This window comes from Pantoea sp. FN0305 (assembly GCF_050113845.1).
GTDB lineage: Bacteria > Pseudomonadota > Gammaproteobacteria > Enterobacterales > Enterobacteriaceae > Mixta > Mixta alhagi.
Genome location: NZ_JBNJSN010000001.1, coordinates 479,232 through 501,866, shown reverse-complemented (window position 1 = coordinate 501,866; position 22,635 = coordinate 479,232). Strand labels below are relative to the sequence as shown.

The following is a 22,635-nucleotide window of genomic DNA, read 5'->3' as shown; positions in this document are numbered from 1 at the left end:
CGTGGTCGTTATCGGGGTAATAATCTGAGGGCGTATTCTGAAGCACTCCGCCCGGTTTATCCAGTGAATACACGTAATCACCACTGAAATTGCTTCATGCAGCGCGTCGCCACACCAGAGCGCCAGCCACCAGCAGCGCCGCGCCAGCAACATATAACGCGGGGTCGAGGCGATGCAGAAACAGGCTGGAAAGCGAGGAGAGCATCGGCCCGGTCAGTTGGCCAATGGCGTAGCCGGTGGTCAGCAATCCTGCCAGATAGCGCGCATGCTGCGGAGCCAGCTCACGACCATACTGCAGCGTAAGCTGCACCACGCAAAGGAAACCGCTGCCCGTCAGCAGCGCGCCCAGCAGCAAACCGCCGATGCCCGGCATCAGTCCGCCGATAAACACTCCCAGCGCCTGCGCCCATAGCGCTATCGCCAGTCGGGTATGAGAGCCAGCCAATTGTCGGGTCACAATGCCAGGCACAATACCTGCCACTGCCGCCCCGCCAAAAATCGGCCAGACAAACTGGGCGAACAGACTGTGTGGGAAGCGAGTAACTGCCAGCTGGGAGAGAAAGGTGGCAGGCAGGATATAGCCGAAGCCTGCCAGGCTGTAGCTCCAGACCAGCCGCTTAAGGTTGCCGTTCAGTACCAGCGGCGCGGGGGCCGTTTCTGGCTGGTGCAGCTCGCCCCGGCGCGGCAGGTTGATCGCAATCGGCGCAACCAGCAGCAGCGCCAGCGTGCCGTAGGCCAGCCATGCGCCAGCCGCCGAGAGATGGTAGTGATTCAACAGCACTGCCAGCATGCCGCTAAGGAAAATACCGATACCCGGCCCGGCAAAAACCATCGCCAGCAGCGCCGGTCTGCCCTGCTTTTGCAACTGCTCGCCGCACCATGCCGCTACCAGCACCATCGCCCAGCCGCTGGCCCAGCCGATAAGAAAGCGCAGCGCGCCATGTAGCCAGGGATCGTTCAGCCATGCCGAAAGCAGCGTCAGCACCACCGCGCCCCAGACGCCCGCCTGCAGCCGCCACTCCACGCGCTGACGGGCGCGCATCGCATCAAAGGAGCCACAGAGATAGCCCAGATAGTTAAGCGCCGCCACCAGACTGGCGCTGGTTAACGTTAGCTGATGCCCGGCAATCATCAGCGGCACCTGCGGCGTAAAAGCAAAACGCCCGATGCCCATCGCCACCACCAAGGACAGCAGCGCACTGAGCGCAATGCGCCCTGCCCCTGTCTGAGCGCCCCGATTCTGCATAAGCCATATCATCTTTTGTAATCAACGGTTGCGCCCACGATGCGCGACGTTTAAACTCACGAAAAGTGAATATTTATAACCAAGTTGATTACGGTAAGAGAACAGATGGATTTAGTCCAGTTACGTATGTTCTGCCTGGTTGCAGAAACCGGTTCGGTGGCGCGCGCCGCTGAACAGCTGCATCGTGTGCCCTCTAACCTGACCACGCGCCTGCGTCAGCTTGAGCAGGAGATCGGCGTTGACCTGTTTATTCGTGAAAAACAACGCCTGCGTTTGTCGCCGATGGGCCATAATTTCCTGAGCTACGCCCAAAAAATTTTGACGCTGAGCGAAGAGGCGCTGAGCATGGCGCGCAACGGCGAGCCGGGGGGCAATTTCGCCCTTGGTTCAATGGAGAGCACTGCCGCCACGCGCCTGCCGAACCTGCTGGCGGCTTATCATCAGCGTTATCCGGCGGTGGCGCTTTCGCTGATCACCGGCACTTCTGGCGAGATTATCGATCGCGTGCGCGAAGGAACCCTTGCGGCAGCGCTGGTTGACGGGCCGGTGAATTATGAAGAGCTGAACGGCTGCATTGCCTTTCGTGAACAGATGATACTGATTTCCAGCGCTGGCCATGAGCCGATCCGCAGCGCGGTGGACGCCAGCAGCGATACGGTTTTCGCCTTTCGCAGCAGTTGTTCCTATCGCCTGCGGCTGGAAGAGTGGTTTCGCGAAGATGGCGTGCAACCGCATAATGTTATGGAGATCCAGTCCTATCACGCCATGATGGCCTGCGTTGCCAGCGGTGCTGGCGTGGCGCTGATCCCGCAGTCGGTGCTGGCGCAGATGCCTGCCCGCGAGCGGGTTCAGGCGCATGTGCTGCCGCCTAAGTTTTCTGATACCGCCACCTGGCTAATCTGGCGGCGTGATGCGTTTACCCCGAATGTGGAAGCGCTGAAATATCTGATTATTGAACAGTTTGACGACAAACCCGTTAACGATGAACTGATGCATCCTTTGGAGCTGATAAATGGAAATGATTAAAACCCGTGCCGCCGTTGCCTGGGCCGCAGGCGAACCGCTGAAAATTGAAGAAGTGGATTTGATGCCGCCGCAGAAAGGTGAAGTCCTGGTGCGTATTGTCGCCACCGGCGTTTGTCATACCGATGCTTACACACTGTCGGGCAAGGATCCTGAAGGCGTATTCCCGGCAATCCTCGGCCACGAAGGCGGCGGTATTGTGGAAGCGGTAGGCGAAGGCGTCACCAGCGTTGAAGTCGGCGATCATGTGATCCCGCTCTACACGCCGGAATGTGGCAAATGTAAGTTCTGCCTGTCCGGCAAAACTAACCTCTGCCAGGCGATTCGTACCACTCAGGGTAAAGGCCTGATGCCGGACGGCACCACCCGTTTCTTTAAAGACGGCAAGCCGATTTTCCACTACATGGGCACCTCAACCTTCTCTGAATACACCGTCGTGCCGGAAATCTCGCTGGCTAAAATCAGCAAAGAAGCGCCGCTGGAAGAAGTCTGTCTGCTGGGCTGCGGCGTCACTACCGGTATGGGTGCGGTAATGAACACCGCTAAAGTCAAAGAAGGCGACACTGTTGCTATTTTCGGTCTGGGCGGCATTGGCCTGTCGGCGATCATTGGTGCGAAGATGGCGAAAGCGGGCCGTATTATCGGCATCGACATCAATACCAGCAAATTCGATCTGGCACGCAAGCTGGGTGCCACCGATCTGGTTAACCCGAAAGATTACGATAAGCCGATTCAGGAAGTGATCGTTGAGATGACTGACGGCGGCGTAGATTACTCGTTCGAATGTATCGGTAACGTTAACGTAATGCGTTCAGCGCTGGAGTGCTGCCATAAAGGCTGGGGTGAGTCGGTAATTATCGGCGTTGCGGGCGCGGGCGAAGAGATCTCTACCCGTCCTTTCCAGCTGGTGACCGGACGCGTCTGGCGCGGCTCCGCCTTTGGCGGCGTAAAAGGTCGTTCGCAGCTGCCGGGTATCGTGCAGGATTACCTTGACGGTAAATTCCAGCTAAACGATTTTATTACCCACACCATGCCGCTGGAGGAGATCAATGAAGCGTTCGAGCTGATGCATGAAGGCAAATCGATCCGCTCCGTGGTGCATTTCAGTAAATAAACGGGAGCCATCATGCCAACGACGCTGGAATTACTGGAAGAACATCGCCTGTTTGGCGGCTGGCAGCAGCGCTGGCGGCACCACTCGTCGGTGCTGGGCTGCAACATGACCTTCGGCATTTTTTTGCCAGGTCCGCAGGGCGATGCGCCGCCACCGGTGGTCTGGTGCCTGGCGGGCCTGACCTGCACTGATGAAAACTTTTCCGTGAAGTCAGGCGCGCAGCGTGTGGCGGCGGAGCTGGGCCTGGTACTGGTGATGCCCGATACCAGCCCACGTGGTGATGAGGTGCCGAACGATGCAGCTTACGACCTGGGACAGGGCGCGGGTTTCTATCTGAATGCAACGCAGGAACCCTGGCGGCAGAATTTTCATATGTACGATTACGTTAACGAGGAGCTGCCGGCGTTGATTGCCGCAAGCTTTAAGGTAAGCGATCGTCAGGCGGTGATGGGGCATTCGATGGGCGGTCACGGCGCGCTGATGCTGGCGCTACGTAATCCGCAAAAATTTGCCTCAGCTTCTGCGTTCGCCCCGATCGTTAATCCCTGCTCGGTGCCTTGGGGTCAGAAAGCCTTTAACGCCTACTTAGGTGAAGATCGTGAGCAGTGGCGGCAATATGACAGCTGCTGGCTAATGCAGCAGGCGCAGCAGCAGCTGCCGTTGCTGATCGATCAGGGCGACAGCGATCAGTTCCTGGCCGATCAGCTACAGCCAGAGCAGCTGGAGGCGATCGCGCAGCAGAAAGGCTGGCCGCTGACGCTGCGTATTCAGCCGGGTTACGATCACAGCTATTTCTTTATTTCCTCGTTTGTTGAGGATCACCTGCGCTTTCATGCGCAGCATCTGTTGGCATAAAACCAGGGGCGGCGCAGGCCGCCCTTATTCCTGCAGAACCTACAGTACATTGCCAGGCAGTAGCGGCGTCCATCTTGGGTATAACCCTTATCATCGCGGCTGAATCATACCGTGTTCAATAGTCTGTCTCTGAGCACAGAGAAACAGGTGCATTGCATATCGGCCACTCTCAGGCGCGCGGCGCTCCGGCACATATGCCACGCCTAATCTTCCGTGAAGGTCCATAACTCAATCTGCTGCCTTAAATCGTTAATCCACTATACTGACTATTGCAGTTGTAATTTACATACGAGGCTACGCACGGTTAATGGCCTGACACCAACCTTACCCATGACCACCCGGAGAGCAAAATGCTAAAGAGTAAAACCTTGAAAGGGCTGCTGGCCGTATCGGCAGTAGCAGTTATGTTCAGCACGGTCGGCGTGCAAGCTCAGACGCCAACGAGCGCCGTGCAGAATGACGCCGCAGGCCAGACCGGCTCGCGTGCCGGGCTCAGCTCCGGCGACGAAAAAGCGTTGAAGGACATGGCGCAGGCCAATATCAATGAAATCGCCGCCGCCAAGATCGCGCTGAGCAAGGCTCAGGGCAGTGAAGTCAAAGAATTTGCTCAGCAGATGGTCGACGACCACGGCGGTGCCTTGACCAAAGTACAGGCGGTCGCCCAACAAAAGGGCGTGACACTGCCAACTGAGCCGGACGCCAGCCACAAGGCCATAGCCGCCATGCTGGAAAAGCAGAGCGGCGACGCATTTGACAAGATGTATATGGAAAACGCCGGCATCAAAGACCACAAGATGGTGCTGTCGACGCTGCAGAGTGACGCCATGAAGATCAAGGATCCGGATGTGAAGGCCCTGGCCGACGCGCACACGCCGGTTGTCGAGCAGCACCTAAAATCTGCCCAGCAGATCGGTATGCCAGCAGGTAAGTAAACAGGTTGTTCGTGGGCGCATGGTCCTGCGCTCCGGGCGCGACCACAGTCAACAGGACGTTATTAACTGTTCCCTTGCCTATTCGCTGAACCCAGCCCTTATTTATTCGCCGTTGTGTTAGCGCTTTAAATAAGGGCTGGATGGCTTACAGGCCGGGTTCCGCTACCAGTCCGTCAATAAGTACCTGCGGCGAACCCTGTGAGCAGCGCTCAATGCGGCCACGCACGCCATATACTTTGGCCAGGCTTTCCGCAGTAATGACCGTTTCCGGTTCACCATCAGCAATTAACCTGCCCTGCTGCAGCATCAATACATGCTCTGCATGGCGCAGCGCAATATTAATGTCGTGAACCACAACCAGGGTAACAATATTTCGCAGCCGGGTTTCCCGCCGCACTAAATCCATTACGTGAAACTGATAATTTAAATCGAGCGCGCTTAGCGGTTCGTCCAGCAATAACAGCTGCGGACGTCGAATTAATGATTGCGCTAATCCCACCAGCTGTTTTTGCCCGCCGGAAAGCTGATCAAGATAGCTTAATGCCAGATGCGCAATACCCAACTGTTCCAGCAACGCCATGACTTCCGCTTCGCTGGCTGCGCTGGCGCCGTAACCTCCGGAGGCGCGCTGAGCAACAATAATGGATTCCAGCACATGTAAATGCACGCCCGCCGGCAGCGACTGCGGCAGATAAACCACTTTTTCCGCACGGCGCGCAAACGGCAGCGCCATTAACTCTTCACCGTTAAGCCAGAGTTCGCCCTGGGCCTGATTCAGGCCAGCCAGGGAACGCAGCAACGTTGATTTACCGCAGCCGTTTGGCCCCAGCAGCACGGTGATTTTGCCGCGCGGCAGTCGGGGAACGTTGAGGTTTTCAATGACTTTACGTTTCGGATAGCCAGTGTGAAACGCACGGATCTGTAAGCCTTCCATCAGACATTCCCCCGATGACGCAGAATAATGGTCAGGAAAAACGGCACGCCGACCAGCGACGTAACGATGCCGACCGGAATAATGATGCCCGGGATCAGGTTTTTGGAAGCCACAGAGGCCATCGACAGCACCAGCGCGCCGGTCAGCGCGCTGGCAGGCAGATAGAAGCGGTGATCTTCACCGAATATCAGCCGGGAGATATGCGGCGCAACCAGGCCAATAAAGCCGATCGGTCCGACAAAAGCCACCGCCAGCGCCGAAAGGATACTGATACGCAGCAGCGTGCCGAGACGCAGACGACGCACGTCGATGCCAAAGCTGATAGCGCGATCTTCACCAAGGCGCAGCGCGGTCAGCTTCCATGAACTCATCAGGGAGAACGGCAGCAGCAGCAGCACCGCCGCGCTTAAAATACCCAGCTTTTCCCAGGAGGCGCGCGCCAGGCTGCCCATGGTCCAGAACACCAGCCCCTGCAACGTATCTTCGCTGGCTATAAACTGCAGCATGGAGACCAGAGCATTAAAGGTAAACACCAGCGCAATACCAAACAGCACCACGCCGGAGGTGGCAACCCGCGTCCAGCGCGTGACGCCATCCAGCATCAGCGCAGCAAACAGCGCAAAGACAAAAGCGTTGCCGGAGATAAACCACTGATCGGGAATACCGGGAATGCCGATGCCGAGAATAATGGCCAGCGCGGCACCGAACGCCGCTGCGGATGAAACGCCCAGCGTAAACGGGCTGGCCAGCGGATTATTCAGGATGGTTTGCATTTCCGCACCGGCCAGGCCAAGCGCCAGGCCCACCACCACTGCCATCAGTGCATAGGGCAGACGGATTTCCCACACGATGACTCGTGTTCCGGCATCTACGCTCTCCGGCTGCAGCAAAGTATGCCAGAGTGTCTCCAGCGTCAGGCCGGAAGGGCCAAGGGTAAAATCGACGATTAGCGAGGCCAGAATAGCCAGCAGCAACAGGCCCATCATCATCAGGCGGTGCCGTAACAGCTGGCGGTAGCGTCCCATCACCTGCTCAGGCGGTTTAGCGCTGGCATAGTGGGCGGATTCGGGTGTCACACTCATGTTAAATCCTGTCAATGTCCGTTATTTCCGGCGCGGGCGGGCTGTGTCCCTTGCGTTAGTGGAGCCGCAATAAAGTTTGCGCGCCGCCCTGCTCCGCCGCTGGCCGCAGGCCCAACGGTAAGGGCTGGAACAATAAAACAAACGATAATGGTTATCAATGCAATTTGTGGCATCGTACCAGATAACAAAAAGGCGCAACTTTCGTCGCGCCTTTATTTTATTTGCCCGGCATTAACCGTTATTCACCGAAGCGTGGAAATTCCATATCGCGATAGCGTACGAAACGGCTGCGGCGTACCAGCTTGTAGCCAAACCAGATGATCAGGAACAGCGGAATGCCGATATAGGTAGCAGCCACGCCGTACCAGTCAATGGTGTCCGCCAGGAAAGCCTGATAGTTCTGACCGAGTGTAATAATCAAACAGAGCACAAAGGCGAAAATCGGCCCCAGCGGGAAGAAACCGGACAGGTAAGGCAGGTCTTCCAGCTTATGTCCCTGCGCCACGTAGCCGCGACGGAAGCGATAGTGGCTGATGGCAATGCCCAGCCAGGCGATAAAGCCAGTCATCCCGGAAGTATTCAGCAGCCACAGGTAAACCTGCTGGTTACCAAATTTTGAGGTCAGGAAGCAGAGCGCCGCTACCACGGTGGTGGCATAGAGCGCGTTACGCGGCACGCCGTTTTTCGACAGCTTAGCGAAAATACGCGGCGCTTTGCCTTCGCTGGCAAGGGTAAACAGCATGCGCGTCGAGGCGTACATCCCGGAGTTGCCCGCCGACAGCACCGCCGTCAGGATCACCGCGTTCATAACCGCCGCCGCCGACAGCAGACCGGCATGCTGGAACACCAGCGTAAACGGACTAACGCTGATATCTTTTACATCGTTACGCAGCAGGCTGGGATCGGTGTAAGGAATAATCAGGCTGATAATCAGAATGGCGAAGATATAAAACAGCAGGATACGCCAGAACACCTGACGTACCGCGCGCGGAATATTTTTTGCCGGATCTTCCGACTCGCCCGCCGCGATACCAATCAGTTCAGTCCCCTGGAAAGAGAAGCCGACAATCATCGCCACGCCAATCATTGCCGAAAAACCGCCAGCGAAAGGTGCTTCGCCAATCTGCCAGTTTTGCCAGCCAGCGCTCTCTCCGCCGCGCAGAATACCAATCATCATCAGCACGCCGATAATGATAAAGATAATCACGGTGGTGACTTTGATCAGTGAGAACCAGTATTCCGCCTCGCCAAAGCCTTTTACTGAAATATAGTTCAGCAGGAACATCAGGCCGAGGAACAGTGCGCTCCAGATCCAGCCCGGCGTATCCGGGAACCAGTAACTCATCACCAGCTGTGATGCCACCAGGTCAACGGCGATGGTAACCGCCCAGTTGTACCAGTAGTTCCAGCCAAGCGCGAAGCCAAACCCTTCTTCGACATATTTGGCACCATAGGTGGAGAAAGAGCCGGAAACCGGCATAAACGCCGCCAGTTCGCCGAGACTGGTCATCAAAAAGTAAACCATCAGCCCGATAAGCGCATAGGAGAGCAGCGCACCGCCAGGCCCCGCCTGCGAGATCGTCGCGCCAGAGGCGACAAACAGCCCGGTGCCGATAGATCCGCCGATAGCGATCATTGTCAGATGGCGCGCTTTTAGCGCACGCTGCAACCCAGGTGGTTGTGTTGTTTTTTTATCCTGAACCATATTTAAACGCTGTAAATGGGGTGAAAAGAGGCGCGATTGTAGCAACTCATCGGGTCAAGTATAGTGATAACCCTGCGTTATAAGTTACCTTCATGATCCGCGTTGGATTATTAGCCGTGCCCGTTGCTTACTCCCGGCAATAGCTCAGAAAGCGGCTCAGCGCCTTGGAGATATGCTTCTGCCGATGATGGATACGATAAAGTGTACGCGACAACGTTGGCAACGGCACCTTGATTTCCACCAGCGAGCCCGTTTCCAGCTGTTCGGCAATCACCCGCCGCGATAGGCAGCTAATGCCCATCCCGTGCCGTACCGCATGCTTGATCGCCTCAGAATTGCCCAGCTCCAGCGCCAGCTGAAAATGCGGCAGGTGCGAGAGCAGCAGATAATCCACGATTTCACGCGTGCCCGAGCCGTGCTCACGCAGGATCCAGGGCGCAGCGGCCAGGCTCTCCAGCGTGACCGGCTGCTGGCGCAACGGCGTATCAGGCGCGGCAAACACCACCAGCTCATCCTGCAGCCAGGGTTCGCTGATGATGTCGCTGAGGTGGCAGGGCCCTTCTATCAGCCCAAGATCCACGCGAAAATCGGCCACCGCATTGATCACATCCTGACTGTTGCCCACGCTCAGCTCCAGCGGCAGCTGCGGATAGTCGCGTCGCCAGGCGGCAAGCATTCCCGGCAACAGGTAGTTGCCAATGGTGCTGCTGGCGTACAGCCTAATCGCGCCGTTGTCTTCGCGAAACAGCTGTTCAATATCGGTCGCCTGCTCCAGCAGCCCTACCGCGCGTGGATAGAGCAGACGGCCATGTTCGTTTACCACCAGCCGCTTGCCCACGCGATCGAATAGCTGCACGCCCAGCTGCCCCTCCAGGTCGGCCAGCGCCGCGCTGACCGCCGACTGCGAAAGCGCCAGCTGCTGTGAAGCCTGGGTAGTAGAACCGCTTTTCAGCACCTCGGTAAATACTTCTATTTGACGCAGCGTAATATGCATCGATTGTCCTTTACGTCACAAAATGCCTGACGCCCCACATCAGCAGCGCCAGCCAAAACAGCAGCAAAATAATAAGGCTGCTGCTCATCATTTTTTTACCCTGCCGCTGGCGTAGCTCAGCGTTGGCCTCGCTGCGGGCGCGTACCTGCGTTGGCATCAGGCGCAACAGCAGCATCACACCCGACGGTACGATAACCGCATCATCCAGCCATCCCACAATGGGCATTACATCAGGGATCAGGTCGATGGGGCTAACCGCATAAACCGCCAGCCCCCCGGTAAAAAGCTTTAACCACAGAGGCGCATGAGGGTCGCGACAGGCGAACCATAGCGTAAGCGCATCTTTTTTAATAAGCCGCACCCAGCGACGTAGACGATTAAACAGCACTTTCACCTCCGCCTATATTACTTATTCCGATTGATAATAAATATATAATCAATTTCACTTTTAAGCCAGGCGCGGCGCACACTTGCCTTACAGGAAAAAAGGAATCTGCATATGGCTGAGTTAACCCTGACAAAACCGCACTATCGTCCAGCACGTTTTTTACCTGGGCTGCTGCTGACCGGCCTGATGGCTGCCGCTGCGCTGACGCTGGGCAATCAGCCTTCCTTCGCCGCGCTGGGTCTGAGCGGGCTGACGCTGGCGATCGTTATGGGCATGCTGTTGGGCAATACCCTTTATCCGCATCTTCACGCTGTGTGCGATAGCGGCGTGCTGCTGGCGAAACAGCGTCTGCTACGGCTGGGGATTATCCTGTACGGTTTTCGTCTTACCTTCCAGCAGATTGCAGGCGTGGGCATCAGCGGCATCGTTATTGATGCGCTGACGCTAAGCTCAACCTTTCTGCTGGCCTGCTGGCTTGGCCGTCGCTGGCTGGGGCTGGATCGCGAGAGCTGCTGGCTGATCGGCGCAGGCAGCAGCATCTGCGGTGCTGCTGCCGTGCTGGCAACCGAACCGGTGGTCAAAGCGCAGGCGGCAAAGGTGGCGGTGGCGATCGCTACCGTAGTGCTGTTCGGCACGCTGGCAATTTTTATCTGGCCGCTGCTCTGGCCGCTGGCGCAGCAGCTGTTTCCTGCGCTGACCATGACGCAGTTCGGCATTTATACCGGTTCGACGGTGCATGAGGTGGCGCAGGTGGTTGCGGCGGGCCACGCGATCGGCCCGGAGGCGGAAAACGCAGCGGTCATCGCCAAAATGCTGCGAGTCATGATGCTGGCACCGTTTCTGCTGCTGCTCTCCGCCTGGATCCAGCGCCAGAGCCCGCACTCTTCGACGCAGCGAAGCGCCGTGCCGTTTCCCTGGTTTGCCCTGATGTTTATTGCGGTGACGCTGTTTAACTCCTTCCATCTGCTGCCTGCTGGCTGGATTACGTTTATTAACCAGCTCGATACGCTGCTGCTGGCGATGGCGATGGCTGCCCTGGGGCTGACGACGCGCCTGAGCGCGATTAAACAGGCAGGCATGCGCCCGCTGCTGTTGGGCCTGATGTTGTTTATCTGGCTACTGCTGGGCGGCGGTGCCATTAACCTGCTGGTTCACCATTTCATGCCATAGGCGCATCAGTTATCATGGCCTGCCTGCTCAGGCAGGCCATTAACAGGAGAACAGCATGAAATTTATTGGCGCGCATGTCAGTGCGGCGGGCGGTGTGGAACAGGCGGTGTTACGCGCTCATGAACTGGAGGCAACCGCTTTTGCGCTGTTTACCAAAAACCAGCGGCAGTGGCGGGCAGCGCCGTTATCCACTGCGACCATCGACGCCTTTCGCAGCGCCTGCGAAAAGTACGGCTATAGCAGCGGTCAAATCCTGCCGCATGACAGCTTTTTAATTAATCTCGGTCATCCGCAGGAAGAGCCGCTGGAGAAATCCCGCCACGCCTTTATCGATGAGCTGCAACGTTGCGAACAGCTGGGGCTCTCCCTGCTTAACTTCCATCCCGGCAGCCACCTCAGCCAGATTGACGAAGATGCGTGCCTGCAGCGTATTGCTGAGTCGGTGAATATTGCGCTGGATAAAACCACCGGCGTTACCGCAGTGATTGAAAACACGGCAGGCCAGGGCAGTAATCTGGGCTATCGCTTTGAACATCTGGCGGCGATTATCGATCGGGTAGAAGATAAGTCGCGCGTTGGTGTCTGTATTGATACCTGTCATGCGTTTGCTGGCGGCTACGACCTGCGCACCGAAGCGGACTGCGAGGCGACTTTCGCCGAGTTTGAACGCATTGTGGGCTTTCAGTATCTGCGCGGTATGCATCTGAACGATGCGAAAAGCGCCTATGCCAGCCGCGTCGATCGGCATCACAGCCTGGGTGAAGGCAATATTGGCAAAACCGTGTTTAGCTGGCTGATGAAAGATAGCCGCTTTGACCATATTCCGCTGATCCTGGAAACCATTAATCCCGATATCTGGAAAGATGAGATCGCCTGGCTGAAGTCGCAGCAGCTTGCTTCTGAAGGCACTCCCACACTTTGAATGCAGGCGCTATAAAAAAAGCCAGCCCGAAGGCTGGCTTTTTAACAACGTGAACCGGTTAATCAGGCTTTTACCAGCTCAGCTTCAGGGCGCTTCAGCACCGCATAAGAGACGCCAGCCAGCAACGTACCTACCGCAATCGCCAGCAGATAACCCAGCACCGGGGTGATCGCGCCCGGGATCAACAGCACAAACAGACCGCCGTGCGGCGCCATCAGTTTTGCGCCTACCATCATGGAGATGGCACCCGTCACCGCGCCGCCAATGATACAGCACGGCAGAACGCGCATTGGATCGCGAGCGGCAAACGGAATAGCCCCTTCGGAAATAAAGCACAGCCCCAGCACCAGCGCCGCTTTACCGCCCTCCTGCTGACCCTTGTTGAATTTCCGGCGCGCCAGCAGCGTCGCAACGCCCATCGCCAGCGGCGGCACCATACCGGCAGCCATAATTGCCGCCATCGGCGCATAGGTTTGCGAACTCAGCAATCCCACACCAAAGGCATAGGCGACTTTGTTAATCGGCCCGCCCATATCAGCACACATCATACCGCCAAGGATTGCGCCCAGCAGCACCGCATTCGCTGTGCCCATATTGCCCAGCCAGTGCGTCAGACCTTCCATGATTTTCGCGACCGGCGTACCCACCACGTAAATCATCAGCAGGCCGGTAATCAGGCTTGCTACCAGCGGAATAATCAAAATCGGTTTCAGCGCTTCCATACTCTGCGGCAGCTTTACTTTGCTGCTCAGGAATTTGGCGGCATAACCCGCAATAAAACCGGCAATAATCCCGCCAAGGAAACCGGCGTTAATTGAACTGGCCAGCATCCCGCCAATCAAACCCGGCGTCAGGCCCGGACGGTCAGCGATAGAGAAAGCGATGAAGCCTGCCAGCACCGGTACCATCAGCGCAAAAGCGGTGCCGCCGCCAATCTGCATCAGCGCCGCCGCCAGCGTGCCCTGCTCTTTAAACGCGGTAATACCAAAAGCAAAGGAAAGCGCAATTGACAGACCGCCCGCCACGACCATCGGCAGCATATAGGAAACGCCGGTCAACAGGTGACGATAGGCCCCGGCGCGCTCTTTCTGCTCGCCGTCGCTGGACGCGCCCGACTGATTGCCTTTCGGCTGATAAGGCCGCGCTTCAGCCAGCGCCTTGTCAAACTCCTGCGCGGTTTTCTTCAGCGCCAGGCCGGTAGAGGTGCGGTACATCGGCTTACCGGCAAATTTCGCCAGATCCACTTCGATATCTGCCGCCACGATCACCAGATCGGCATCGGCAATTTCCTGCGGGGTAATTAGGTTACCCGCCCCAACCGAACCGCGTGTTTCCACTTTTACCCACCAGCCGCGTTTTTTCGCTTCGGTTTCAATCGCTTCGGCAGCCATAAAGGTATGGGCTACGCCGGTTGGACAGGCGGTGATCGCCACAATGCGTTTTGCGCCTGTCGCAGCGGCGTCGGCGGTTGCCGCCGGAGCCGCAATCGTTTCCACAGCCGGAGCCTGCCAGGGTTTTGCTTCTGCTTTGGCGCGCGCAAGGAAAGCCTGCGGATCGCGTACCGCCTGCGCCGCCTCGCCCAGCCATACCGCTTTGCCGTTCAGCGCACTGTCAGCAGGCATCTTGCTGCCCAGCGCAATCACCAGTTCAGCATCAGCAGGATTTTCCACCAGCGTCAGGCCAGCATTGCCCGCCGCCGCCGTGATAAGTTGTTTTGCCATATAACCGGAGGCCAGCCCCAGCGAAGGATCTGTAATCAGCAGCGTTTTCATTCTACCTCTCCTGCTGTCAGTTAAAGGGTTTCAGGTCGACGCGCGCCATCATCGCGGCCAACTGAGTACGATCGGTAACGCCCACATTGCTTTGGCTGACCGCCAGCGCGGCAACCGCTGTCGCCAGGCGCAGCGTATGTTCGCTTGATTCGCGCATCAGCAGGCCGTAGATCAGCCCGCCTACCATGGAGTCGCCCGCACCCACGGTGCTGACCACCTCACAGGCCGGTGGTTTGGCGATCCACTCGCCGGAGGCGTTGACCCACAGCGCGCCTTCCGCACCCAGCGAAATCACCACATGAGCAATACCCTGCTCGCGCAGCGCATGCGCAGCTTCAATAACATCTTCAAGCGTGGGCAGCTTGCGTCCGGCCCAGATCTCCAGCTCGCGGCGGTTTGGTTTCACCAGCCAGGGCGCAGCTTTCAGTCCTGCCACCAGCGCTTCGCGGCTGCTGTCAAAAATAATGCAGGGACACTGGGCGCGCAGATCGCTCATCCAGCGGGTAAAGGCTTCCGGCGCAACGCCAGCCGGCAGGCTGCCGCTAACGCAAACCATATCGAACTGTCCAAGCCAGGTCAGGGAATCAGTGGTGAAACGCTCCCAGTCCTGCGCGCTCACGTCAAAACCGGAAAAGTTCAGGTCGGTGACTTCGCCATCTTTCTCGGTAAGCTTAACGTTGATACGCGTGCGGCCCGGCACCACATGGAAACGGTTGGCGATACCCAGTTCGCTAAACAGATGCTGGAAGCCGTCCTGATTCTCTTTACCCAGAAAACCGCCAACGGTGACATCAATGCCCAGATCCTTCAGCACTTTCGCCACGTTAATGCCTTTGCCGGCGGCATGCAGCCCGGTGGTTTTCACCAGGTTAACTTCACCACGCTCGATTTCCGGGCAATATCCCACCAGGTCATAGGCCGGATTTAGCGTGATGGTTGCAACGCGTCTGCTCATGCTGCCCCCTCGCCAAGGCCGCTGTTAATGGCCTCTTCAATCGCATTCAGCGCCTGCTGCGCATCTTCACCGCTGGCGGTAAAGCGCAGGCGATGTCCTTTTTTCACACCCAGCGCCACCACCTTCATCAGGCTGCGACCATTGGCTGGCTTACCGCTGCCGTCAAGGTTGGTGATCGTGACATCACAGTTGAATTGCTTGATCACGCTGACCAGCGCGGTGCCCGGTCGGGCATGCAAACCATGTTCGTTGCGGATAATAAATTCCGCCGTCAGCACTTCCGCCTGTTCATCCACTTCGCTGGTTAACAGCGCCAGCACGCCAGCGGCATCCGCTTTCAGCAGACGCTCCGCTTTATTTTTCAGCAGCAGATCGCTGAGATAGTTAAGCACCTGCAGCGGCTTATCATCAGCCACCGCCACGGTCACCAGCATCGCTGCGGTTTCACCATCAACAACAACAGGCTGTGCGACGCGGCTGACCGCTACGGCGCTGCCCAGATTGCCTTCGGTGCTGTCGTTCAGCCAGATGCCCTGGCCAAGGTTCAGCGGCTTCGCGCCAATAACCTGCGCGACAAAACGTGCATCAACCGCACCCGCCTGCTGCAGTCGGCCCGCATTGAGCGCCTGTAGCGTCATTAAATCGCTGGCGTTGACATCAACGGCAATCAGCGAGGTATCAAATTTGAATTCGCTGCCCTGCTTTTCACCCATCAGCAGGCTGCGCAGTTCTTCGGCAGAGCTGGTGGTTCTTAATTGCGCGGCAACATCATCATCGCTCAGCACATGGGTAAGCTGACGCAGCAGCGCCAGATGCTCGTCGGAACGGGCGGCGATACCGATTACCACATACGCGGTTTGATCGTCGCCCCAGACAATGCCTTGCGGAAACTGAAACACCTGCACGCCGGTCTGCTGAACCAGGTCGCGGGTGTCGGTGGTGCCGTGAGGGATTGCAATGCCGTTGCCCAGATAAGTTGAAGTTTGTTGTTCGCGGGCCAGCATGCCGTTGACATACCCTTCGCCTACATTGCCTGCGGCAGTCAGCGCTGCGGCGACCTGGCGAATGGCCTCTTCTTTATTACTGGCTGTCTGCCCTGGATGGATAGCCTTGATATCGAGCTGGAACATAGTTCTCCTCTCCTGCCGAAATTGAATCGTTTCAGCTGTATTGAGAAAAAAAGCGTTACCCCATGCCAACTTTACTTGCGAGATAACGCTGAAACGTTTCAATCAGTTTGGTACAGAGTAGCGTTGACACGCAAGTTATGTCTGAATCCACGTAGCATATTTTTGAAGCAACGCACATTTCATTTACGTTTTCAGAATAATTCTGCTGCAAAGCTGAAAATAGCGCTGACGGCAAAGGTGCTTTATCGTTCAGCTTCAGCAAGCATCAGCTGATAAGAATAAGAGGCGGTAAAAGACCACAGGAAAAGCGAACAGGCAGGGATATTTTCAGGGGGCAGTGGCTGCTTCCAGTGTTAACAGCCAGGTAAGCGCCTGCTCACGGGAGGAGCCGCACATTTCAGCGGAAGGCTGCAAACCAGCGCAGACTTTAGGGCGCAGCGGCGAGCCGAATATTTTACAGCGCTGTTGGGCATCCAGCTGAATACAGGGCGTATTGGCCGGCTTGCCCTGCGGCATGCCGGGAATGGGTGATGAGATGGACGGCGCTGTACAACAGGCCCCACAACCGCTACGACATTCCATAACATTCCCCCGCTGAAAACCTCGCGACAATAGCAGCCCGTTTCATGAATTGCTATCTGACTCGTTAAAAATCGCTGCGGGATCTTGCCTGTTCTGCTGGCCGGGAGTACTTTGTCGCGATTCTTAACTATACGATGCAGAGAGAATGTAGATGCCAAAAGCTAACGAAATTAAACGCGGTATGGCCGTGACCTGGAACGGCAAGCTGCTGCTGGTTAAAGACATTGATATTCAAAGCCCCAGCGCACGCGGCGCCTCAACTTTATATAAAATGCGTTTTACCGATATTCGTACCGGTATGAAAGTAGAAGAACGTTTTAAAGGCGACGATATCGTTGACGCTATCTCTCTGGTTCGCCGCTCGGTAACCTTTTCTTATGTCGATGGCGATGAATATGTGTTTATGGATGAAGAGGACTACACCCCTTACATCCTGAAAAAAGAGCAAATCGAAGAAGAGCTGCTGTTCATTCCTGAAGGCGGGATGCCGGGTATGCAAGTGCTGACGATGGATGGTCAGGTGCTGGCGCTTGAGTTGCCGCAGACCGTTGATATGGAAATTGTGGATACTTCGCCAGGCATTAAAGGCGCTTCAGCCAGCGCACGTACCAAACCCGCCGTGATGGCAACCGGATTATCTATTCAGGTGCCGGAATATCTTAGTAACGGCGACAAAATCCGTATTCATATTGCGGAGCGCCGCTATATGGGTCGCGCTGACTAAAATTCCGCTCTGTCTTTCACCAAACCAAATGTTACATTATAACATTTGGTTGTTACTGATAGCTGACGATAATCAGTCCCCGCTGCTGCTGGTTATCCAGCCAGATAAGCTGGGCTTGCACACTTTTCTCCGCCAGATCGCTGCGGGTAAGGTGCGCTAACGGCTGAGACTGACGCAACCATTGACCCTGACGATAACACTCGCTGTTTAATGTGCCCTGCGCTACTGCGATATTGCAGCCTGGCTCCTCCAGGCCGCCATGAAACATAAGGGTTCCGCTGCTGTGAGCAGAAAGGGATAACAGCGTTAATATTAAGGTCAAGCCGATGCGGTATTTCATGATTATCGCGCCCCTGATGGTTTATTGCCGGTTAAATATATCATTAACGGCATTTCGTTAGTTTGCAGCAGCAGCAGAAGGCGAATTAATCAATAAAAGGAGATCTCCATGATCCAGGTCAACCTGATTACCGGGTTTCTTGGCAGCGGCAAAACTACCACGCTGCTGCATCTGCTGGCGCAGAAACCAGAAGGCGAAAACTGGGCCATCCTGGTAAATGAGTTTGGTGAAATCGGTATCGATGGCGCGCTGCTGGCCGAAAGCGGCGCGGTATTAAAAGAGATCCCCGGCGGCTGCATGTGCTGCGTTAATGGTCTGCCCATGCAGGTAGGGCTTAATATGTTGCTACGTCAGCATCAGCTTGATCGCCTGCTGATCGAACCCACCGGTCTGGGTCATCCCAAACAGATCCTGGATATGCTGAGCGCCGAAGTTTACCAGCCCTGGCTGACGCTTCAGGCTTCGCTGGCGCTGCTGGATCCGCGTCAGCTAAGCGATGCGCGCGTATGGACCAATGAAAATTTCCGCGATCAGCTGGCCGCGGCGGATATTATCATCGCCAACAAGCAGGATCGCTGGCAGGAAGAAGATCGACAGGCACTGGCGCAGTGGCAGGCGGAGGCGCTGGCAGGTCGCCTGCTGGTCTCCACCGAGTATGGCCGCATCGATCCGGCGCTGTTGGCGCAACCGCGCCGTAATCTGCGTACGCTGCCGCAGAGCGAGGCGCATCAGCATAGTCACCTTGGTTCAGGGCTCTCAGCGCTACGTCTCGATCGCAATGCGCGCTGGCGTCGCGCCTTTAATCAGGGCCAGGGCTATTACGCCTGCGGCTGGGCTTTTGACAGCGATACGCTGTTCGATACCATCGGCATTCTTGAGTGGGCGCGCCTGGCTCCGGTGACCCGCGTTAAAGGGGTTATGCGCATCGCTGAAGGCGCGGTCAGCATTAATCGTCAGGGTGCCGATTTCCATATCGAGACGCGCCAGGCGCCGCCGCCGGATAGCCGGATCGAAATTATTCACGACAGTGAAGCGGACTGGAATCAGCTACAAAGCGAGTTGTTGAAGCTCCGTTTAAGCGATAATACCTAGGCTATGTCGCTATTTTTGACCTTTGCTGTGAGTTCCCTATGAACGCAAAACGTTTGGCGATTATTCTGCTGCTGAACTTACTTGGGGTGGCGCTGTTTTTATCCTGGTTCGTGCCTGAACATCACGGTGCCTGGTTCAGCATCGACAGCGCGATTTTTCTCTGGTTTAACCAGCATATGGCCACCAGTCATGCGTTTGCCTTATTGCTGGCGATCACTAATTATCGCGGCTTTGATGCGGTATCGCTGCTGGCGATGGGCCTGCTGTACTGGTCGTACTGGCTGCGTGAAACGCCGCAAGAGCGTCGCCGTATGCTGGCGATCGGTATCTGCATGCTGTTGACGGCGGTGGTGCTCAACCAGCTCGGCCATCTGCTGCCGGTAAAACACAGCAGCCCGACGCTGTTTTTTGAGCAGGCTTATCGTGTAAGCGAGCTGACCGGCATTCCTGCCAAGGATGCCTCCAAAGACAGCTTCCCGGGCGATCACGGCATGATGCTGATGATCTTTGCCTGCTTTATGCTGCGCTACTTTGGCAAAAGGGCTTTTGCCATTGCGCTGGTTATTGTGGTGCTGTTTTCGCTGCCGCGCATTATGGCGGGCGCGCACTGGTTTACCGATGTTGCGGTAGGTTCGCTCTCGGTGGTGCTGGTTGGGTTGAGCTGGTGGCTGATAACGCCGGCCAGCGATGCGCTGGTTAACTGGCTCTGGCGCACCCTGCCCGGCAAATATAAACCCGGTTTGCCGCGCTAAGCTTCAGCCTGCGCGTGTCGAAACCGTGAAAAGCCCCGTCTGGTTATTGCCGACGGGGCTTTTTTATTTCCTGGTAATGAGTCTGCTAATTAGCGACGTAAAAGAAATAGTGATGACCGCCCGGCCTGAATATTGGCGGGCGGCCCTGCTTGTCCAGCCTGTTTTTTCTGAAAAATGCCGCTATCCGATAAATTGACCGGTTAAAGCCCCTTTAATCCCGCCATTATTTGCACAAAGTTGTCGATAAAGTAGCCAAATGGTTATGTATTGATTTCACATCAAAAAAACCTATAAAAAAGTGCGTAAAACCACTCGCCATGCGGCTTGCAATCGGTTAACCTCAGCCACAGCCAGGCAAAAGTCGTACGTAATGTACGCTTCTGTAAATAAAAAATGTGCGTATTCACACATTTTAAAGATTCAGAAATTGTCTTATGTGCTGGGAGTATTTAATCTCGTGCCGTTTTGCTCATTAATCAGCGACCTCCGGTCGTAAGGACTTCAAGGGATAATAAACACAATGGTCAAATCTCAACCGTTTCTGAGATATATCTTGCGGGTAATCCCTGCTGTCGCGCTGGCGACATTACTCTCAGCATGTAGTGGTCATCACGGACAAAATGCGCAAACTGAGACCCATGCAGTGAATAACCAGAATGGTTTTTTACTTCAAGCGTCTCAGGATGAATTTGAACAAATGGTGCAGAATGTCGATATTAAATCGCGCATTCTGGAACAATATGCCGACTGGAAAGGCGTGCGTTATCGTTTAGGCGGTACCACTAAACGTGGCATTGATTGTTCCGCATTTGTACAACTCACTTTCCGTGAACAATTCGGTCTTGATCTGCCGCGCTCAACTTCAGAGCAAAAAGATACTGGCCGTGAGGTGGCGCGTACCAAGCTGCGTCCTGGCGATCTGGTGCTGTTCCGGGCGGGCTCTACCGGCCGCCACGTAGGGATTTACCTGGGCAACGACAATTTTGTCCATGCTTCGACCAGCAGCGGTGTCATGATCTCCAGTCTCAACGATTCATACTGGAAAAATCGTTATCGCGAAGCACGACGCGTATTGAGCCGAACACAAAGTTAATTCTTCTCCCTGAAGTTTGATATTAATGAGCAATTAAAAACGCTGCCCCGGCAGCGTTTTTTTCGCCCTGAATACACAGCTTTTGGAAAAAATGCCCTGCTAAAAACCTTTACTCCAGAATAGCAAGACATACAGCCTCACTCGTTATATTCTCCGTTTCTTATTACCAGATACTGGCTGTACTAATTCTCACTATAAAAAAGGCTAAAGCGGGAGATTATGCCCAATGCCATTGTCCAAAGTTATAAAGCGCCAAGCGGATCATCCGCGCCGGATAGCCTGGATCAGTACCGTTGCGGGTCTCATTTTCTTTCTTATTTTTAGCACCGCTACTCTGTTTATTATTCAGCACAAGCGGGCGCAGCAACATGATCGGCTGGCCAATGCCAGCAAGGTTTATATGCAGAATTTGTTTAATAATCTGCAGAAAAATCTGCTGCCGCTACTTAAGTATACTAACGATAGCTGTCAGCGCGTCAGTAGCATACTTACCTCGCGCGCAGCCTTTATCAACGATATTCGCACTATCATGCTGGTGCGCGACGGTCAGGCCTGGTGTTCATCGGCTACCGGCGCTTTTCTGCTACCGGTGCGTAATTTTTCCTCCTCGCTGGTGCTGTCGCGTCCATATGATGTTGCGTTGGTCGGCGGCACGCCCATGCTTCCCCATCAGCCTGCGATTTTGCTGTGGCTACAGCATCCCAGTGTTGCCAGTCAAGGTATACTCGCCACGCTGGATGTTAATATGACGCCTTTGCTGTTGCTGGCAGCGAGCCAGGAGAGCCTGGATGGACTGGCAATCGTATCAGGCGATAAGGCGCTGCTCACCTGGAGTAATGAGCTGGTTCCGCGCATGGCGCTGCCCGCTACCGCCCTGCGTCAGTTTAGCGTGCCGGGTTACGCGTTGACCTTCTATCTGTACGGTGAAGAACTCTCGGTACGCGATATCGCTTTCGTGTTACTGGCTGGCCTGCTGCTGGCGGTGATAGTGGCGTCGGTCAGCTGGCTACTCTTTTCAGTGCGTCTGCGCCCCGGCAAAGAGATTTTGCTGGGCATTAAACGTAATGAGTTTCACGTGGTTTATCAGCCGTTGATCGAAGCGGCATCCGGTCGCGTCTACGGGCTGGAAGCTCTGCTACGCTGGACGCATCCGGTAACCGGCCCTATTCCGCCTGATGCCTTTATCACCTATGCCGAAAGCCAGAATATGATCGTCCCGCTGACGCGCCATCTGTTCAGGCTGGTCGCGCAGGATGCCCGGCTGCTTTGCTGCCATCTCCCACCGGGTGCTACGATGGGGCTGAATATTGCGCCGGGGCATCTCTCTGCCCCAGGCTTTCGCCAGGATGTGAACGAGTGGATTGCCAGCATGCCGCCTGCGCATTTTGATTACGTATTTGAAATAACCGAACGCACCATGGTTGCCGGGCAAAAGGCGGCGGCAGTATTTGACTGGCTGCACGAACAGCAGATCACCATCGCGATTGATGATTTTGGCACCGGTCATAGCGCGCTGATCTATCTGGAGAAATTCAGCTTTGACTATTTGAAAATCGATCGTGGTTTCGTGCAAAGTATCGGCATGGAAACGGTTACTTCACCAGTACTGGATGCGGTATTGACGCTGGCGCGTAAGCTAAACTTGAAAACCGTTGCCGAAGGCGTGGAGACGGAGGAGCAGGCCGCCTGGCTGATTAAGCGCGGCGTGACCCATATGCAGGGTTATCTGTTTAGCCGCCCGTTACCGCCTGAGCAGCTTATCCAATATTTGCAAAAGCAGCAGGCCGATCGAGCCGATGCTTAGCCCGCTGGTTCTTGACGGCGGCCACC

General features: G+C 55.8%; 22 protein-coding genes. 11 read left to right on the top strand and 11 right to left on the bottom strand.

Features of this window, described 5'->3' with window-relative positions; genetic code table 11:
- Positions 1–94 precede the first annotated feature (94 nt).
- Entirely contained in the window at positions 95–1,246 is a 1,152-nt protein-coding gene (locus ACQE3Y_RS02315) for a YbfB/YjiJ family MFS transporter (RefSeq protein ID WP_426980768.1), read from the bottom strand.
- A 105-nt stretch (positions 1,247–1,351) separates the two neighbouring features.
- Here ACQE3Y_RS02315 and ptrR point away from each other — a divergent pair, with 105 nt between their 5' ends.
- The 4 genes from ptrR (at position 1,352) to ACQE3Y_RS02295 (ending at position 5,170) form a co-directional block, all read left to right on the top strand.
- Positions 1,352–2,272 carry a putrescine utilization regulator PtrR gene (gene ptrR / locus ACQE3Y_RS02310; protein ID WP_426971972.1) on the top strand — a complete coding sequence of 307 codons (921 nt, stop codon included), beginning with the start codon at positions 1,352–1,354 and terminating at the stop codon, positions 2,270–2,272.
- On the top strand, positions 2,259–3,383 hold the full coding sequence (locus ACQE3Y_RS02305; RefSeq protein ID WP_250650374.1) for an S-(hydroxymethyl)glutathione dehydrogenase/class III alcohol dehydrogenase: 1,125 nt from the start codon (positions 2,259–2,261) through the stop codon (positions 3,381–3,383). The genes ptrR and ACQE3Y_RS02305 overlap by 14 nt, the downstream gene beginning before the upstream one ends.
- A gap of 12 nt (positions 3,384–3,395) precedes the next feature.
- Complete coding sequence (fghA, locus tag ACQE3Y_RS02300; protein ID WP_426971971.1) at positions 3,396–4,238, top strand: S-formylglutathione hydrolase; 843 nt, start codon at positions 3,396–3,398, stop codon at positions 4,236–4,238.
- 350 nt (positions 4,239–4,588) lie between these two features.
- Positions 4,589–5,170: a DUF4142 domain-containing protein gene (locus ACQE3Y_RS02295; protein WP_426971970.1), complete on the top strand. Its 582-nt coding sequence runs from the start codon at positions 4,589–4,591 to the stop codon at positions 5,168–5,170.
- Between the two features lie 145 nt (positions 5,171–5,315).
- Here ACQE3Y_RS02295 and ACQE3Y_RS02290 read toward each other — a convergent pair whose 3' ends face one another.
- The 5 genes from ACQE3Y_RS02290 to ACQE3Y_RS02270 all read right to left on the bottom strand — a co-directional run bounded on the left by ACQE3Y_RS02290 (position 5,316) and on the right by ACQE3Y_RS02270 (position 10,273).
- Entirely contained in the window at positions 5,316–6,107 is a 792-nt protein-coding gene (locus tag ACQE3Y_RS02290) for an ABC transporter ATP-binding protein (RefSeq protein ID WP_426973035.1), read from the bottom strand.
- Entirely contained in the window at positions 6,104–7,186 is a 1,083-nt protein-coding gene (locus ACQE3Y_RS02285; protein WP_426971969.1) for a FecCD family ABC transporter permease, read from the bottom strand. The genes ACQE3Y_RS02290 and ACQE3Y_RS02285 overlap by 4 nt, the downstream gene beginning before the upstream one ends.
- A gap of 238 nt (positions 7,187–7,424) precedes the next feature.
- Positions 7,425–8,891, bottom strand: a complete 1,467-nt coding sequence (locus ACQE3Y_RS02280; protein WP_250650379.1) for an amino acid permease — start codon at positions 8,889–8,891, stop codon at positions 7,425–7,427.
- Between the two features lie 127 nt (positions 8,892–9,018).
- Positions 9,019–9,885 (bottom strand): DNA-binding transcriptional regulator YeiE, encoded by an 867-nt coding sequence (gene yieE, locus ACQE3Y_RS02275; protein WP_250650380.1) that lies wholly within the window; start codon positions 9,883–9,885, stop codon positions 9,019–9,021.
- Positions 9,886–9,895: 10 nt separating this feature from the next.
- On the bottom strand, positions 9,896–10,273 hold the full coding sequence (locus ACQE3Y_RS02270; RefSeq protein ID WP_426971968.1) for a YkvA family protein: 378 nt from the start codon (positions 10,271–10,273) through the stop codon (positions 9,896–9,898).
- A 111-nt stretch (positions 10,274–10,384) separates the two neighbouring features.
- Here ACQE3Y_RS02270 and ACQE3Y_RS02265 point away from each other — a divergent pair, with 111 nt between their 5' ends.
- Complete coding sequence (locus tag ACQE3Y_RS02265; protein ID WP_426971967.1) at positions 10,385–11,443, top strand: YeiH family putative sulfate export transporter; 1,059 nt, start codon at positions 10,385–10,387, stop codon at positions 11,441–11,443.
- A 55-nt stretch (positions 11,444–11,498) separates the two neighbouring features.
- Positions 11,499–12,365 carry a deoxyribonuclease IV gene (gene nfo / locus ACQE3Y_RS02260; protein WP_426971966.1) on the top strand — a complete coding sequence of 289 codons (867 nt, stop codon included), beginning with the start codon at positions 11,499–11,501 and terminating at the stop codon, positions 12,363–12,365.
- A 62-nt stretch (positions 12,366–12,427) separates the two neighbouring features.
- On the opposite strand, the gene fruA is transcribed toward nfo, so the two are convergent.
- From fruA to ACQE3Y_RS02240, 4 genes are all read right to left on the bottom strand, one after another.
- Positions 12,428–14,137 carry a PTS fructose transporter subunit IIBC gene (gene fruA / locus ACQE3Y_RS02255; protein WP_426980767.1) on the bottom strand — a complete coding sequence of 570 codons (1,710 nt, stop codon included), beginning with the start codon at positions 14,135–14,137 and terminating at the stop codon, positions 12,428–12,430.
- Positions 14,138–14,153: 16 nt separating this feature from the next.
- Positions 14,154–15,092 carry a 1-phosphofructokinase gene (fruK, locus tag ACQE3Y_RS02250; protein WP_085071091.1) on the bottom strand — a complete coding sequence of 313 codons (939 nt, stop codon included), beginning with the start codon at positions 15,090–15,092 and terminating at the stop codon, positions 14,154–14,156.
- Positions 15,089–16,222, bottom strand: a complete 1,134-nt coding sequence (gene fruB, locus ACQE3Y_RS02245; protein ID WP_426971964.1) for a fused PTS fructose transporter subunit IIA/HPr protein — start codon at positions 16,220–16,222, stop codon at positions 15,089–15,091. Before fruB ends, fruK begins: the two co-directional genes overlap by 4 nt.
- Before the next feature lie 327 nt (positions 16,223–16,549).
- Positions 16,550–16,804 (bottom strand): YkgJ family cysteine cluster protein, encoded by a 255-nt coding sequence (locus ACQE3Y_RS02240; protein WP_426980766.1) that lies wholly within the window; start codon positions 16,802–16,804, stop codon positions 16,550–16,552.
- Between the two features lie 151 nt (positions 16,805–16,955).
- On the opposite strand from ACQE3Y_RS02240, the gene yeiP reads away from it, so the two are divergent.
- Complete coding sequence (gene yeiP, locus ACQE3Y_RS02235; protein ID WP_426971962.1) at positions 16,956–17,528, top strand: elongation factor P-like protein YeiP; 573 nt, start codon at positions 16,956–16,958, stop codon at positions 17,526–17,528.
- A 52-nt stretch (positions 17,529–17,580) separates the two neighbouring features.
- Here the strand turns inward: yeiP and ACQE3Y_RS02230 are convergent, their stop codons facing one another.
- Entirely contained in the window at positions 17,581–17,796 is a 216-nt protein-coding gene (locus tag ACQE3Y_RS02230; RefSeq protein ID WP_426971960.1) for a hypothetical protein, read from the bottom strand.
- Positions 17,797–17,976: 180 nt separating this feature from the next.
- Here ACQE3Y_RS02230 and ACQE3Y_RS02225 point away from each other — a divergent pair, with 180 nt between their 5' ends.
- From ACQE3Y_RS02225 to ACQE3Y_RS02210, 4 genes are all read left to right on the top strand, one after another.
- Positions 17,977–18,960 carry a CobW family GTP-binding protein gene (locus ACQE3Y_RS02225; RefSeq protein WP_426971958.1) on the top strand — a complete coding sequence of 328 codons (984 nt, stop codon included), beginning with the start codon at positions 17,977–17,979 and terminating at the stop codon, positions 18,958–18,960.
- Positions 18,961–18,998: 38 nt separating this feature from the next.
- Positions 18,999–19,712: a phosphatase PAP2 family protein gene (locus ACQE3Y_RS02220; RefSeq protein ID WP_426971957.1), complete on the top strand. Its 714-nt coding sequence runs from the start codon at positions 18,999–19,001 to the stop codon at positions 19,710–19,712.
- 520 nt (positions 19,713–20,232) lie between these two features.
- Positions 20,233–20,805: a bifunctional murein DD-endopeptidase/murein LD-carboxypeptidase gene (gene mepS, locus ACQE3Y_RS02215; protein WP_426971955.1), complete on the top strand. Its 573-nt coding sequence runs from the start codon at positions 20,233–20,235 to the stop codon at positions 20,803–20,805.
- A 226-nt stretch (positions 20,806–21,031) separates the two neighbouring features.
- A complete protein-coding gene (locus ACQE3Y_RS02210; RefSeq protein WP_426980765.1) occupies positions 21,032–22,609 on the top strand; it encodes a cyclic di-GMP phosphodiesterase in 1,578 nt (525 codons plus the stop codon).
- Positions 22,610–22,635 lie beyond the last annotated feature (26 nt).